This window comes from Ahrensia marina, from assembly GCF_042140245.1.
GTDB lineage: Bacteria > Pseudomonadota > Alphaproteobacteria > Rhizobiales > MH13 > MH13.
Genome location: NZ_CP159483.1, coordinates 3,437,882 through 3,451,084, shown reverse-complemented (window position 1 = coordinate 3,451,084; position 13,203 = coordinate 3,437,882). Strand labels below are relative to the sequence as shown.

The window sequence follows — 13,203 nt, the reverse complement described above, 5'->3', positions numbered from 1 at the left end:
CATGTTCTTCACGCGCCCGCGTAAAGCGGCCAGCGCTTCTGCTCGCCCAAATGTGCTGGGCAGGACGAGTGACACCGCTCGTCTTGATCAAAAAGCCACAGCACCCGCCGGGCGTCCGGACTTGCCACTGTTTCAACTGCACACGCCTGGCACGCCCATTTGGACGGACACCGGCTATGCGAGCCTTGCCCGCCACGCCTATTGCCGCAATCCGGTGGCGTTTCGCGCTGTTCGGCTGATCAGTGAAGCGGCCGCCTCCGTGAAACTCGTCCTGCGCTCGGGCGGACGTGAATACTCTGATCACTGGCTGCTCGATCTCATCAACAAGCCGGGTCAGCATCTCTCGCGCACCAGCCTGCTTGAAACGCTCTCTGCCCATTTGCTTCTGGAGGGCAATGCTTATCTGCTTGGCGGATTTGAGGACGGCAAACCCACCTCGCTTTACCCCCTACGCCCAGACCGGGTGCGGGTGAAAGCAGGCAGCGATGGCTGGCCAGCAGGCTATCTCTATTCAGTGGGCCGTCAGACCGTGACGCTCAGCCCGGACCCAGAAAGTGGGCTGATGCCGCTCGCCCACATGCGCCATTTCCATCCGCTGGACGATCATTATGGCATGGGCTGCTTGGAACCAGCACGCACGGCGCTCGATCTGCATCAGGGTGCCAGCAACTGGAACAAAGCGTTGCTTGACAATGCCGCTCGTCCGTCTGGCGCTCTGGTTTACTCCGGTGGCAATGGGCACCTGGATGGCGAGGCGTTTGAACGCCTGAAAGCTGAGCTTGAAAGCACTTATCAGGGCGAGACCAATGCCGGACGGCCTCTGCTACTGGAAGGCGGGCTCGATTGGCGGCCCATGTCGCTCAGCCCCAAAGACATGGATTTCCAAGAAGCGCGCCATGGCGCCATGCGCGAGATCGCGCTGGCCTTCGGGGTGCCGCCGCTGATGCTTGGCCTGCCGGGCGACAACACCTACGCCAACTATGCCGAAGCGCAGCGCGCGCTGTGGCGCCAGACCATCTTGCCGATGGTGGCCCGCATCCTGGATGGCATCACCCATTGGCTGGCCCCGTTATCACCCGATGAAACGCTTGATCTGGCCGTCGATTTGGATGCCGTCGAGGCGCTTTCCACCGAACGCGAAGCGCTATGGCGCCGCGTCTCGTCTGCGACGTTCCTGAGCGATGAGGAGAAGCGCATGGCCGTTGGTTATGGCGAGGACTCGCCGCAGGCAACCAACGATCCCGCCCATGATTGAGCGGCTGGCAACACTGTTTTTCGAACGGGGCGACATTGGCCATGTCGCCCTTTTTCTTTGGGCGGCCAGCACCTCGGCCTTGGCGGTCGCGCAGTTACGCCAGCTTTCGCGCACCACCCGCAGCTTTGAAAGCTTTGTTCTGGCGATTGCCCGCCTCAACGCGATGCTCGCCAGCGACAACGACCCGCACGACAAACCGAAAAGGATGTGACCGATGGTGAAGCGATCCACACCAACCAAACGCAAACGGCGAAAGCCCGCCAGACGCGCCGCGCTCCCCACGGCCCATGGACCGGAAGCGGCTGCCATCGACGCGCTGTTCGACGCGTTTGCCCACAACTTGGCACACAAGCTCGCCGCCAAGGCCCAGCGCGCTAGGCCTTCATCGCCGGTGCAAGGAGAAACCCGTTGATCCAGCCATCATCAGCGGAAGAGAGCTTCCGCTTTGCCGGCTATGCGAGCCTGTTCAACGTGACCGACCTGTCCGGTGATCGCGTTCTAATGGGCGCGTTTCATCGATCTTTGCAGGCGCGGGGTGCAGCGGGCATTCGCATGCTCTGGAACCATGACCCTGCCGAGCCCATCGGCGTGTGGACGGCCATCCATGAGGACGCAAAAGGTCTGCGCGTAGAAGGTCGCCTGACGCCGGACCTCGATCGCGCTGATGGTCTTGCCGCTCTGCTGCGCGACGGTGCGGTCGATGGGCTGTCCATTGGTTTTCACACCATCCGCGCAGACCGCTCAAAGCCTTTCAAAGCCGTGAATGGCCATATCTCCACAGGCAAGGGTCGGCGCCTGATTGAGATCGATCTTTGGGAAATCTCGCTGGTGGCTTTCCCCATGCAGCCCGGTGCCCGGGTCGACCGTGTGATGCCAGCAACGGCAATGCCGCCGCCGCCTTGTCCTCGCCCAACCTCGTCTCCCTCCAAGCCTAAAGGATTTTCCCATGACCAAATCTGCCACTGAGCGCGAAACCAAAGCGCAAACGTCATCCGCCGATCCGTCGAGCGAACCGATCATCGTTGCTTCCATGATGGAAGCACTAACCGCCTATCGCGATGCCAATGATGAACGTCTGGATGCGTTGGAAAAGCGGGGGCAAGCCGATCCGCTTCTGGCCGATAAGTTGGCCCGTATCGATGCCGCGCTGGATGCCAACACCGACAAGCTGAACCGCCTGTCTGCGACCAGCCAACGTCCACACCTGGAAACCGCATCCGCGCGCTTAGAGCGCTCTGACCATGTCCGCGCGTTTGAGACTTATGTACGCGCCGGTTCCACGGCAGGTTTGCAGCTGAAAGCTATGGAATCAGGCACCGATGCTGATGGCGGCTATCTGGTGCCGCAGGAGGCTGAAAGCACCATTGGCGATCATCTGACGGCGCTCTCGCCGATGCGCTCCATCGCCACGGTGCGGCAGGTCTCCTCGACTATCTTCCGAAAGCCGGTGACCACCGAAGGCTTTGATGCAGGCTGGGTGGCCGAGAACGCCGCGCGCCCCGAAACCGGGTCGGTCACCCTGTCGGAGATCGCGTTCCCAACCATGGAACTTTACGCCATGCCAGCGGCCACGGCGACGCTGCTTGATGATGCGGCCATCGACATGGATGTCTGGCTTGCTGGTGAAGTCGATGCAGCGTTTGCCGAGCAAGAGAGCTTCGCGTTCGTTAAAGGCAATGGCACGACACAACCGCTGGGCTTCCTGTCCGCCCCGATGGTTGATGAGGCCAGCTGGGCGTGGAACAGCCTTGGCACGGTGTCGACTGGCGTTGACGGCGATTTCCCAGCGTCGGATCCGTCCGAAGTGCTGATCGATCTGGTCTACGCGCTGAAATCCACCTACCGCCAGAACGGCACCTTTGTGATGAACCGCTCCACCCAGGCGAGCTTGCGTAAGATGCGCGACTCCGATGGCAACTACATCTGGACGCCGCCATCGGCAGCCGGTGTCAAAGCCTCTCTGCTCGGCTTCCCGGTGGTGGAGATGGAGGACATGGATTCCATCGGTTCTGACACCAAAGCCATCGCCTTTGGCGACTTCCGCCGTGGCTATCTCATCGTTGATCGCATCGGCGTGCGCCTGCTGCGCGACCCCTACACCGCCAAGCCCTACGTGCTTTTCTACGTTACCAAGCGTGTTGGCGGCGGCATTCAGGACTTTGACGCCATCAAACTTCTCACCTTCTCAGCGGCGTAAGGGGAGCCCTCCCGCCCTTCTACGCCCGCTGAGCTGCAAACGGCCTGCCTCTCCCCGCGAGGCGGGCCGTTTGCGTTGAACGATCCTTTTCACCCTTTTTGGAGTGTCGCCAATGACGCTGGTGCAACTCACAAGTCCTGCCGTCGAGCCCGTAGCGCTGACCGATTTTAAGGCGCATGCGCGCATCGATGCTGAGGATGAGGACGCATTGCTCGCGGCGATGCTGCTTGCCGCGCGCGCTCATATTGAGACGCTGTCGGGCAAGCTTTTCATCACCCAAACCTGGCGCATGCTAGCCGACGAGGTGCCGAGCAACGGCCGCATCGCGCTGCTGGTTCGCCCCATTCGGTCCGTCGACAGCGTCGTGGTTTACGATGCTGCCGGATCACCGCTGACACTGGAACCGGAAGATTGGCTGGCCGATCTTGGCGGGCGCTGGCCGCGGCTTATGCTCCGCCGCCCGGCGGCCACCCGCATGCGCGCCATGAACGGTATCGAGATCGATGTCACCGCTGGGTATGGCGATACGGGCTTGGATGTGCCTGCCGTGCTGCGCCACGCCATCCTGATGCTGGCTACCCATTGGTATGCACACCGGGCCACGGGCTTTGATTTCACCTCTGCCGGTGAGCCGGATGGGCTTTTTGAACTGATCGAGCCGTTCCGCGAGGTGCGGCTATGACCATTTCTGGCGAACCTGGCGCGTTGAACTTGCGCATGCAGGTGTTTGAGCCGGTGGCCGCGGATGATGGGCTCGGCGGTAACATCATCACCCTCACACTACGCCGCTCGGTTTGGGCTGCGTTCGATGAGGATGGTCCCGCCGGCCAAAGCACTGATCCGGTGAACGACGCCTTGGCCACTGGCACCCTGCGCACCCGCATTGGCATGGCCCCGCCGGTTGGTTGGCGGCTTACCTGGGATGCGCTTGGCGGTACGCGTGCGCTGGAGGTGATGGCGGTTCAGCGTGGCACATCCGCTGATCCGTTTGATCTGTGTGCCGTGCGCGAGGTGGCACCATGAATGCGGTTCGCGCCCTTGTCACAGCGCTGAAAGACGATCCTGCGCTCGCCGCATTCACCATCACCGACCGACCGGCGCGCCCGCGAAACCTGCCGCACATTCGTGTTGGACCGGTGCGCGAAGAGCCCTGGTCCACGAACACCTCCAGCGGTGCCCGGGCCACCATCTCGCTCGCGCTCACCAGCCGTTCCGGCAGCTTTGCCTCGCTCAGCGAAGCCACGGATGCCATTGGAGTGATGCTTAAAACACCGCTGACCATTACGGGCGCGACCAGCGTCGTTCAGCGGCTGGCGAGCACACGTTTTGCCCACGAGCCGAACCACAATCTGGAACGCGCCGACCTATCGATCGAACTGCTGATCGATCTTGGCGATGCCACCTAACCCGCGAGGCCAACATGACCGCCCAGTCCGGACGCAATTTGCTGCTGAAAGTCCACAACGCTCAAACCGACCAGTTCGACACCGTCGGTGGCTTGCGCGCCCGTGCCATCGGCTTGGCGCAAGAGCTGGTGAACGTCACTCATGGCGAGAGTGAGGGGCGCTGGCGTGAGCTGATCGGCGATGCTGGTCTGCGCCACGGCAAGATTTCCGGCTCCGGCCTCTTTCGCGATGCAGCCTCTGATGCCCGCGTGCGCGGGCTCTTTTTCGATGGTGCGGTGAGCACCTGGCAGGTGGTGATCCCCGACTTTGGCACCATCGAAGGCCCGTTCCTGGTGACCGCGCTCGACTATGCAGGGCGCCATGATGACGCGATCACCTTTGAGATGATGCTGGAGTCCGCCGGTGCATTGACCTTTGAGGCGACGGCTTGATGGCCAATCGCTATCGCGGCGACGCCAGCTTGCAAGGGCCGGATGGTCTCTACACGTTGCGCCTGACTCTAGATGCGTTCGCCCGCTTGGAAACAGCGTTTGGCACCGAAAGCCTGGATGCTTTGTTCCGGCTGCTCTTGGACGGCGATCTCACTGCCCCCCAACTGCAAACTGTGCTGACCGAGGCTCTGGTGGCAGGTGGCGATGTGGATCGGCAGGGCGCTGATGCCGTGCTGGCTGGGATCGGCAAACCTCTCGCTTTGCGCCAAGCCTATGTTGATCTCATGCGTGCGACGTTTGCACCATGAGCCGTGAAACCACGCTGAATGCCGTCGTGGATTGGTTGGTGCGTCAGCGTTTTGCAACGCTTGAGACTGTCTGGCTGCTAACCTTGCCCGATGTGCGCCGCGCCACCCGCATCGCTGCCCCGCCCCAGACCAACACACCGCCGACGCCCGATGATCTGGCCGCGCTGATGCGCGCCTTCCCTGACATCCTAAACCCGCCGGAGAAATGCTATGACTGAGACACGGCCTGATGACTTCACCACCGGATTGCGCGAAGAGCTTAGCGACTTGCAAGCCGATGTCACGTCGCTGTCCGGCGAGTTGACCAAGAGCCTGACCAAAGCGCTAGTGGAAGGCCGAGAACTTGACGGACTGCTGCAACGGCTGATCCTCTCTCACTCAAACACCACGTTCTCCTCCGCCATGGACGATGTCTACGGCTTGGTCGGCTCGCTCGGCGAAAGCCTCGTTGGGGCGGCTATCGGTGGCGTGACCGGCGGTGCTGCCAACATCTTCAACGTTAATGTGGCGACGCCGGACGCGACAAGTTTCCGAGGGTCGGAAACCCAGCTCACCGCCTCGCTCGCCCGTGCAGTCTCGCGCGGCCAGCGCGGTTTGTAGGGAGAGGGCGGTATGACCATCCCTGGATTTCACGATGTCAGCTTTCCCGTACCCGTGGCCAGAGGCGCCCGCGTCACAACCCATCGGCAAACCGATATCGTCACCCTCGGCTCCGGCCACGAAGAGCGCAACACACGCTGGAAACACGCCAAGCGCACCTTTGATACCGGTGGTGGCGTGCGCTCGCTCGATGATCTCTACACTGTGCAGAGCTTCTTCGAGGCGCGTCTCGGTCAGCTTTATGCCTTCCGCTTTCGCGACCCCCTGGACCATGCGTCAGGACCGCCAGGAAAAGCGCCCGATCCCACCGATCAGCTGCTGGGAACCGGCGATGGCATCACGGCGGCTTTCCAACTGGTCAAGCACACCAGCGATGCGGTCGCACGGCCCATTCGCCTGCCGGTCGCGGGTTCAGTTGCCGCTGCCGTGCACGGCGTGACCACCGCCAACATCTCGGTCGACTTAGAAACGGGTATCCTCACCTTCGACCCAGGCTCTATTCCCGCCATTGGAACAACGGTCACTGCAGGCTTTCTGTTCGATGTTCCGTGCCGGTTCGACACCGACACGCTGGATATTGACCTCACAGCCTTCAAGGCCGGGTCATTGCCCACAATCCCCCTGAAAGAAGTGTTTCTGAAGGAACCCGCCGATGCGTGAGCTTCAGCCTGATCTTGCTGCGAGCCTCGCCTCGGGTTGCACAACACTTTGCCGCTGCATCCGGCTCATTCGAACGGACGGCGATATGATGGGCTTCACCGACCATGATGCGCCCATTGAGGTAGATGGCAGCACATTTTTGCCAACCGATGGCTTTGAAGCGAGCCAAGAAAGCGCCGCGCTCGGTCCGTCGACGGGCGAATGGGATCTGCGCGCGGCACTCACCGATGATCGCCTCACCCAAGAGGATTTGCTGGCCGGTCGCTATGATGGCGCTGAGGTCGAGAAACTGCTCGTCGATTGGCAGAACCCAACGGCCTATGAACTTCTGTCATCGGGAACATTGGGGGAGGTCAGCAGCCGCTACGGTTTGTTTCAAGCCGAAGTGCGCGGACCCTTTGCCGCATTTGATCGGGTCCGTGGACGGGTGTTTTCCGCCAGATGCGATGCTGAACTGGGTGATACGCGATGCGGAATAGACCTCAATCAGCCCGCCTTCACAACGACAACCACCGTTGAGGTGGTGCTTGAGCCGCACATTTTCTTGATGACCGCACCTGCTGATCAGGCAAGTGGCCATTTCGATGGGGGAACCTTTGCGCAAGGCGACGATAAGCCGGTGCGGGTCCGCGCTCACAGCGTGAATGGCGCAACTGCGCGCATCACCTTGTGGCAGGCCCCTATCACGCCGTTGGAAGTCGGGTCAGAGATCACGCTGAGAGCCGGTTGCGACAAGAGCTTTGCTACCTGCAAGGCGCGTTTTTCCAATGGCGTCAACTTTTGCGGCTTTCCCTACATGCCGGGGGATGACTTTGCGCTTTCCTATCCAGCCAGCAGCGATGGCAATTTGGACGGTGGGAGCTTGTCGTCATGAGCGCACAAATCTTGGCTGCACCCCAACCTCAATCTCGAGACCTAGCCGCCCGTGAGGCTGTCTTAGCCGAAGCGGTGCGTTGGATCGGTACGCCCTACTGCCATCAAGCCTGCAAGCGCGGCGTGGGGGCTGACTGCCTGGGGCTGATTGTCGGCGTCTGGAACGCGGTCGCGGCCACGCCGATGGAGCTAGCTCGCCATGATCAGCGCAGCTGGGCGCAACATGCCGATGGCGAGCCTATGCTGAATGGGTTGCGTCAGTTTCTTACCGAACAAGACCCGGCGAACGCGTTGCCCGGCGACGTGTTGGCGCTGCGTTGGCGCAGCCGTTGGCCTGCGTCTCATCTGGCGATCCTGATGCCTGACACCACCATCGTGCACGCCTATGAGGGTGGGCGCGTGGTGCGTTCCAATCTGGCACCCTGGTCCGCCCATATCGCGGCGTCTTTTGCCTTTCCTGAACGTCTGAACGCATAGGAGGCCGCCATGGCCACGCTCGTCCTCGGTTCCATCGGCAGCGCCGTTGGCGGCACGCTGGGTGGCCCCACAGGCGCCATCATCGGCAAGGCGATTGGCTCCTTTGCTGGCAGCGTCATCGACAATCATCTGTTTGCCGGTTCGTCGTCTTCGCACACCGAAGGCCGCCGATTACAGAATCTCGACGTGCAGACCTCCACCGAAGGGGCGGCGATCCCGCTGACCTTTGGGCGAACACGTCTGGCCGGCCAGATCATTTGGGCGACGCGCTATGAAGAGGTGAAAACCACCACCCGCCATAAAACCGGTGGCAAGGGTGGGGGAGGCGGCGGTGGTCAAGCGACCTCGACAACCACCACCTATAGCTACTTCGCGAACTTCGCGATTGGCCTGTGCGAAGGGCCCATTTCGAGCATTGGGCGCGTTTGGGCCGATGGCAAACCGCTCGACCGCAACACCGTGTCGATGCGCGTGCACAGAGGTGGGCCGGACCAATCTGTCGATCCATTGATTGCGTCCAAGGAAGGCGATGTGCCCGCCTTCAAGGGAACCGCCTATGTCGTTTTTGAACGCATGCCGCTGGAACCCTATGGCAACCGCCTGCCGCAGCTTTCCTTTGAGATCATCCGCCCGGTTGGAGGGCTGGAGAATAGGGTGCGGGCTGTTACCTTGATCCCAGGTGCGACCGAGTTCGGCTATCACCCCGATCCGGTGGTCCGCGCATCCGGCTATGGTGTGACCGAGGCAGAAAACACCCATGACACATCCGCCACCACCGATTGGCATGCTTCGCTGGACCAGCTGCAAGCGCTTTGTCCAAACCTGGAACGTGTGGCGCTGGTGGTTGCCTGGTTTGGCACCTCGTTAGATGCCGCGACCTGCAAGATCGAACCACGCATCGAACGTCACGATAAAACCACATCGATCCCATGGAGCGTTGCGGGCTTGTCACGATCGCAGGCCAACACCGTTTCGCTGCATGAGGGCCGCCCCGCCTGCGGCTCGACCCCCAGCGATGCCAGCGTCATAGCCGCCATTCAGGATTTGAAGGCGCGTGGGATCAAGGTGACGCTGATGCCGTTCATCATGATGGATGTTCCGGCTGATAACACGCTCACCGATCCATGGACCGGCGCCGCGTCTCAGCCTGCCTATCCGTGGCGTGGGCAGATCACCGTGTCGCCGGCGCCTGGACAGATCGGCTCACCGGATGCGACTTCAGCCGCTGCCAGTGATGTCAGCGCTTTTGTTGGCACGCAAAATCCGTCCGCCAGCGAGTGGTCATTCCGCCGCTTCATCTTGCATCTTGCCGATTTGGCCAACCAAGCCGGTGGTGTGGATGCCTTCATGCTCGGCTCAGAACTGCGCGGTATCTCAACCGTGCGCGATGCGCCGGGGTCTTACCCTTTTGTGGATGCGCTGGTGGATTTGGCAGCCGACGTACGCGCCAAGTTGGGCGCGGACACGATCCTAACCTATGGCGCTGACTGGACCGAATATGCCAACCACCAGCCGGATGATGACTCCGGCGATCTGACCTTCCATCTCGATCCGCTCTGGGCCAGCCCCAACATCGATGTGATTGGCATCGATCAGTACCAGCCGATCACCGATTGGCGCCATGATCCGAACCATTTGGATAGAGGCCTTGGTGATGGCCCACATGACCCGGCAGTCATCGAGGCAGGTCTCACCGGTGGCGAGAATCTCGACTGGTACTACGCAAACGATGTGGATCGCGCGGCGCAAGTGCGAACCCTCATCACAGATGGCGCCTATGGCGAGCCCTGGGTTTTCGCGTCCAAGGATTTGGTGAGCTGGTGGTCAAAGCCGCATCACAACCGCGTCGGCGGCGTGCGCCAAGCCTCGCCAACCGCCTATGTGCCGGGCCAGAAACCTCTTTGGCTGACGGAATTTGGGGCACCGGCGGTTGATCTCGGCGGCAATCAGCCCTCGGCCTTTCCAAGTGACAAACCGGACAATGACAGTCTGCCGTTTGGCTCCAAAGGCTATCGCGACGATGCCCAGCAGCGCGCCATCCTTGATACAGCGCTAAAGCTCTGGGGTGAGGAAGGTGGCGCTGCCAACCCGCTGTCGCCAATTGCTGGCAGGGCAATGATTGATCCGTCTGCGGTACATCTTTGGACCTGGGACGCGCGGCCCTTTCCCCTCTTTCCTTATGCCAGCGACATATGGAGCGATGGCGTCAACTGGACACGCGGCCATTGGCTGAACGGTCGCTTGGGCGCTGGTTCCCTTGGCTCAGTAATCCTCGCGCTGTGCGATCACTTCGATTTGCCGCCCATGGATGTTAGCGGCGTGCACGGCATGATCGATGGCTACACGCTGTCTGAACCGACCAAAGCGCGTGTGGCGTTCGATGATCTGAGCGCCGTTTTCGCGCTTGATATCGTGCCTAAGGCAAGTTCCGCCAAAGTCACGATGCGCAAAGCAGAACCTTTGGAGCAGGTGGCGCAGAATGGGCTGGTGGCGCCTGCCGAAGGTCCGTTGATCACTGTGGCGCGTGAGGATCGCGAGATGGTGCCGCGTCAGGTCACGCTTGGTTTCGCCAGCGCGATGCACGACTATCAAACAGGTGTGGTGCGCTCAGCGCGCGCCGATGGTGTTACTGGGCCTGACCAATTTCGCTCCGTCGCGGTGAACCTTGATCCGCGCTCTGCCGGTCAGATCGCTGAGCGGATGCGTCAGGAACAGTTGGTCGGCGCTGAAACTGTGCAGTTCACCTTACCCCCAAGCCTGCGCGCCCTGGAGCCAGGCGATGTGATCGATGTGCAGGTGGACAATGAGGTGGCGCCGATCCGCGTTGCCATCGACAGACTGATTGACGGAGCGGAGCGCACCGCCGAAGCCCATTGTGTCGATCCGTCACTTTATGATCTGGCGCCCGACAGCGATCTCTCAACACACATTGCTCTGCGGCCGGTTTTTGGCCCGCCCGACTGCATCGTGCTCGATTTGCCCAGCCAGTCGAACGGTGAGGGCGCCCACAATGTGAAGCTCGCCGCCTTTGCGAGCCCGTGGCCGGGGTCGCTGGATGTTCATGCAGGCAGCGAGGCGGCAGGGTTTGACAGTGTGCAGTCCATCGCCACCCCTTCCGTCACTGGTGTTTTGGTTGAGGAATTGGCGCCGGGGCCGGTCGCCCATCCTCATCGCGGCGGCAGTTTCTTGGTTGATGTGCCAACCGGCTCATTGGCATCCATCACGCAGCAAGCCTTGCTGGCAGGCGGCAATTTGGCCGCTCTGGTCACGGATGACACATTGGAGGTCATCCAGTTTGCGAGCGCTGAGCTTGTTGAGGAAGACCGCTATCGCGTGCGCGATCTGGTGCGCGGATTGGGCGGGACAGAAGATGCCGCGAGCAATGTCACGCCCGCTGGCACACGGTTCGTGCTGCTGGACGATAACCCGGTCGATCTCAACCTCTCGGCCCAGGCACTCATCAGCGGCACCACGCTGCGGGTGGAGCCGCACAGTGGTGGTGTCGGCACATTCTCGCGCACCGATGTTCCGCTGACTGCCATTCCGCGGAGCCTGCAACCCTTGGCGCCGGTGCATCTGCGCGCTGCCAAAACAGCTGATGGCGCGTTGACCATCAGCTGGATACGCCGCTCGCGTGGCGCAACGGACCTATGGGAGCTGGCCTCAACACCGTTCAACGAGGAGGCCGAGCTTTACCGCCTTCTGGTCGTGCAGGGTGAAACGGTGCTCCGCGAGGTAGAAATCACAGAACCGCATTGGACTTACAGCGCGACAGACCAAGCTGCCGACGGTCTCACAGGAGGCGACTTTCTGAGTTTCCAGGTCGCTCAGCTTGGCACTGGCGGGCGTTTGGGGGCGCCTCGGACCCTGCAGATTACACTCTGACCAATTCTGAGCGCATTGTTCAGTTCCAGTTCATCCAATGCGCTGTATAGACGACAGCATGAGTGATTTATCCGCATCCCCCTCTGCTGTTCAGCGCTGTCTGGTTGTTGCTGTGTTGGCCTTTGGTTTGACGCTTTCTGGTGCTTCGTCAGTCGCTGCGCAATCGTGCCTGTCGGCGTCGCAGACCCGTTCAGCCATTGCCTCAGGCGAAGTGGTGCGTTTGTCCGTCATCACGGCAGCGGCCCGTTCGGCTGGGTTTAGCCAGGTCGGGTCGGCGGCAGTGTGCGGATCGCCGGGCAATTACGTTTACAGTGTTGTTGCCAGCAGCCCGAACGGCAGTTCGGCACGCCTCACGTTCGACGCGCGTTCGGGCGCGCTTCTCTCGCGACAATAACGGGAACGGAGGGCGGCATGAGACTTCTGGTTGTTGAAGACGAGCCAACGCTCAACGCGCAGCTGAAACAGGCGCTTGAGGAAGAGGGCTATGTTGTCGACGTCGCCCTGGATGGCGAGGAAGCAGCGTTTCTCGGTGAAACCGAGCCTTACGATCTCATCGTCCTGGATATTGGCCTGCCGCAAAAGGATGGCCTGACCGTGCTTGAAGACTGGCGCGCTGATGGCATTGCCACGCCCGTTCTCATCCTCACCGCCCGTGATCGCTGGAGCGATAAGGTGAAGGGCATGGATGCCGGCGCCGATGATTACGTCGCCAAGCCTTTCCAGATGGAAGAGGTGCTGGCACGCGTACGGGCCATTCTGCGCCGTGCCGCTGGTCTCTCGTCCAACCTGCTGAGCTGCGGACCCATTGCGCTGGACCTTAAAACCAACCGCGTGACCGACAATGGCATGGCAGTGCGGCTTACGGCGCAGGAGTATCGGGTGCTCGCCTATCTTCTGACGCAGTCAGGCAAGGTCATCTCGCGCACCGAACTCACCGAGCACATCTACGATCAGGATTTTGATCGCGACTCCAATACCATTGAGGTGTTTGTCGGTCGTTTGCGCAAAAAGCTTTCCGTCAACATCATCGAGACGGTGCGCGGCATGGGCTATCGCATCCAGGATCCCACAGCGGCATCGGATGCGGCTGATGCGCAGGCCAAAGGGTAGG

18 protein-coding genes are annotated in these 13,203 nt (G+C 61.3%); all 18 read left to right on the top strand.

The window, feature by feature from the left end; translation table 11 throughout:
- Position 1: 1 nt before the first annotated feature.
- Positions 2 to 1,255, top strand: coding sequence for a phage portal protein (locus ABWH92_RS16695; protein ID WP_375570295.1), 1,254 nt, complete (start codon positions 2 to 4; stop codon positions 1,253 to 1,255).
- Entirely contained in the window at positions 1,248 to 1,466 is a 219-nt protein-coding gene (locus ABWH92_RS16690; protein WP_375570293.1) for a hypothetical protein, read from the top strand. Before ABWH92_RS16695 ends, ABWH92_RS16690 begins: the two co-directional genes overlap by 8 nt.
- A gap of 3 nt (positions 1,467 to 1,469) precedes the next feature.
- A complete protein-coding gene (locus tag ABWH92_RS16685) occupies positions 1,470 to 1,667 on the top strand; it encodes a hypothetical protein (protein WP_375570291.1) in 198 nt (65 codons plus the stop codon).
- Complete coding sequence (locus ABWH92_RS16680) at positions 1,664 to 2,221, top strand: HK97 family phage prohead protease (protein ID WP_375570290.1); 558 nt, start codon at positions 1,664 to 1,666, stop codon at positions 2,219 to 2,221. Before ABWH92_RS16685 ends, ABWH92_RS16680 begins: the two co-directional genes overlap by 4 nt.
- Positions 2,202 to 3,452 carry a phage major capsid protein gene (locus tag ABWH92_RS16675; protein ID WP_375570288.1) on the top strand — a complete coding sequence of 417 codons (1,251 nt, stop codon included), beginning with the start codon at positions 2,202 to 2,204 and terminating at the stop codon, positions 3,450 to 3,452. Before ABWH92_RS16680 ends, ABWH92_RS16675 begins: the two co-directional genes overlap by 20 nt.
- A gap of 112 nt (positions 3,453 to 3,564) precedes the next feature.
- A complete protein-coding gene (locus ABWH92_RS16670) occupies positions 3,565 to 4,134 on the top strand; it encodes a head-tail connector protein (RefSeq protein WP_375570286.1) in 570 nt (189 codons plus the stop codon).
- Positions 4,131 to 4,475 carry a hypothetical protein gene (locus ABWH92_RS16665; protein ID WP_375570284.1) on the top strand — a complete coding sequence of 115 codons (345 nt, stop codon included), beginning with the start codon at positions 4,131 to 4,133 and terminating at the stop codon, positions 4,473 to 4,475. Before ABWH92_RS16670 ends, ABWH92_RS16665 begins: the two co-directional genes overlap by 4 nt.
- Complete coding sequence (locus ABWH92_RS16660; RefSeq protein WP_375570282.1) at positions 4,472 to 4,858, top strand: DUF3168 domain-containing protein; 387 nt, start codon at positions 4,472 to 4,474, stop codon at positions 4,856 to 4,858. The genes ABWH92_RS16665 and ABWH92_RS16660 overlap by 4 nt, the downstream gene beginning before the upstream one ends.
- Before the next feature lie 14 nt (positions 4,859 to 4,872).
- Positions 4,873 to 5,289: a phage major tail protein, TP901-1 family gene (locus ABWH92_RS16655; protein ID WP_375570281.1), complete on the top strand. Its 417-nt coding sequence runs from the start codon at positions 4,873 to 4,875 to the stop codon at positions 5,287 to 5,289.
- The gene (locus ABWH92_RS16650; protein ID WP_375570279.1) at positions 5,289 to 5,597 is read left to right on the top strand and encodes a GTA-gp10 family protein; all 309 of its coding nucleotides are present in this window, start codon (positions 5,289 to 5,291) and stop codon (positions 5,595 to 5,597) included. The genes ABWH92_RS16655 and ABWH92_RS16650 overlap by 1 nt, the downstream gene beginning before the upstream one ends.
- A complete protein-coding gene (locus tag ABWH92_RS16645; RefSeq protein WP_375570277.1) occupies positions 5,594 to 5,815 on the top strand; it encodes a hypothetical protein in 222 nt (73 codons plus the stop codon). The genes ABWH92_RS16650 and ABWH92_RS16645 overlap by 4 nt, the downstream gene beginning before the upstream one ends.
- Positions 5,808 to 6,197, top strand: a complete 390-nt coding sequence (locus ABWH92_RS16640; RefSeq protein WP_375570275.1) for a hypothetical protein — start codon at positions 5,808 to 5,810, stop codon at positions 6,195 to 6,197. Before ABWH92_RS16645 ends, ABWH92_RS16640 begins: the two co-directional genes overlap by 8 nt.
- 12 nt (positions 6,198 to 6,209) lie before the next feature.
- Positions 6,210 to 6,857 carry a TIGR02217 family protein gene (locus ABWH92_RS16635; protein WP_375570274.1) on the top strand — a complete coding sequence of 216 codons (648 nt, stop codon included), beginning with the start codon at positions 6,210 to 6,212 and terminating at the stop codon, positions 6,855 to 6,857.
- A complete protein-coding gene (locus tag ABWH92_RS16630; protein ID WP_375570272.1) occupies positions 6,850 to 7,731 on the top strand; it encodes a DUF2163 domain-containing protein in 882 nt (293 codons plus the stop codon). The genes ABWH92_RS16635 and ABWH92_RS16630 overlap by 8 nt, the downstream gene beginning before the upstream one ends.
- The gene (locus ABWH92_RS16625; protein WP_375570271.1) at positions 7,728 to 8,207 is read left to right on the top strand and encodes a peptidase P60; all 480 of its coding nucleotides are present in this window, start codon (positions 7,728 to 7,730) and stop codon (positions 8,205 to 8,207) included. The genes ABWH92_RS16630 and ABWH92_RS16625 overlap by 4 nt, the downstream gene beginning before the upstream one ends.
- A 9-nt stretch (positions 8,208 to 8,216) precedes the next feature.
- Positions 8,217 to 12,092, top strand: coding sequence for a glycoside hydrolase/phage tail family protein (locus ABWH92_RS16620; RefSeq protein WP_375570269.1), 3,876 nt, complete (start codon positions 8,217 to 8,219; stop codon positions 12,090 to 12,092).
- A 58-nt stretch (positions 12,093 to 12,150) separates the two neighbouring features.
- Positions 12,151 to 12,486 carry a hypothetical protein gene (locus ABWH92_RS16615; RefSeq protein ID WP_375570267.1) on the top strand — a complete coding sequence of 112 codons (336 nt, stop codon included), beginning with the start codon at positions 12,151 to 12,153 and terminating at the stop codon, positions 12,484 to 12,486.
- A gap of 17 nt (positions 12,487 to 12,503) precedes the next feature.
- Positions 12,504 to 13,202: a response regulator transcription factor gene (locus ABWH92_RS16610; RefSeq protein WP_375570266.1), complete on the top strand. Its 699-nt coding sequence runs from the start codon at positions 12,504 to 12,506 to the stop codon at positions 13,200 to 13,202.
- Position 13,203 lies beyond the last annotated feature (1 nt).

Excerpts from the sequence above, each read along its gene's own strand:
- ABWH92_RS16610 (WP_375570266.1), top strand. The coding sequence starts at position 12,504 with ATGAGACTTCTGGTTGTTGAAGACGAGCCAACGCTCAACGCGCAGCTG.
- ABWH92_RS16615 (WP_375570267.1), top strand. The coding sequence starts at position 12,151 with ATGAGTGATTTATCCGCATCCCCCTCTGCTGTTCAGCGCTGTCTGGTT.
- ABWH92_RS16690 (WP_375570293.1), top strand. The coding sequence starts at position 1,248 with ATGATTGAGCGGCTGGCAACACTGTTTTTCGAACGGGGCGACATTGGC.
- ABWH92_RS16620 (WP_375570269.1), top strand. The coding sequence starts at position 8,217 with ATGGCCACGCTCGTCCTCGGTTCCATCGGCAGCGCCGTTGGCGGCACG.
- ABWH92_RS16665 (WP_375570284.1), top strand. The coding sequence starts at position 4,131 with ATGACCATTTCTGGCGAACCTGGCGCGTTGAACTTGCGCATGCAGGTG.
- ABWH92_RS16645 (WP_375570277.1), top strand. The coding sequence starts at position 5,594 with ATGAGCCGTGAAACCACGCTGAATGCCGTCGTGGATTGGTTGGTGCGT.
- ABWH92_RS16625 (WP_375570271.1), top strand. The coding sequence starts at position 7,728 with ATGAGCGCACAAATCTTGGCTGCACCCCAACCTCAATCTCGAGACCTA.
- ABWH92_RS16650 (WP_375570279.1), top strand. The coding sequence starts at position 5,289 with ATGGCCAATCGCTATCGCGGCGACGCCAGCTTGCAAGGGCCGGATGGT.
- ABWH92_RS16630 (WP_375570272.1), top strand. The coding sequence starts at position 6,850 with ATGCGTGAGCTTCAGCCTGATCTTGCTGCGAGCCTCGCCTCGGGTTGC.
- ABWH92_RS16655 (WP_375570281.1), top strand. The coding sequence starts at position 4,873 with ATGACCGCCCAGTCCGGACGCAATTTGCTGCTGAAAGTCCACAACGCT.
- ABWH92_RS16695 (WP_375570295.1), top strand. The coding sequence starts at position 2 with ATGTTCTTCACGCGCCCGCGTAAAGCGGCCAGCGCTTCTGCTCGCCCA.
- ABWH92_RS16675 (WP_375570288.1), top strand. The coding sequence starts at position 2,202 with ATGACCAAATCTGCCACTGAGCGCGAAACCAAAGCGCAAACGTCATCC.
- ABWH92_RS16685 (WP_375570291.1), top strand. The coding sequence starts at position 1,470 with ATGGTGAAGCGATCCACACCAACCAAACGCAAACGGCGAAAGCCCGCC.
- ABWH92_RS16635 (WP_375570274.1), top strand. The coding sequence starts at position 6,210 with ATGACCATCCCTGGATTTCACGATGTCAGCTTTCCCGTACCCGTGGCC.
- ABWH92_RS16660 (WP_375570282.1), top strand. The coding sequence starts at position 4,472 with ATGAATGCGGTTCGCGCCCTTGTCACAGCGCTGAAAGACGATCCTGCG.
- ABWH92_RS16640 (WP_375570275.1), top strand. The coding sequence starts at position 5,808 with ATGACTGAGACACGGCCTGATGACTTCACCACCGGATTGCGCGAAGAG.
- ABWH92_RS16670 (WP_375570286.1), top strand. The coding sequence starts at position 3,565 with ATGACGCTGGTGCAACTCACAAGTCCTGCCGTCGAGCCCGTAGCGCTG.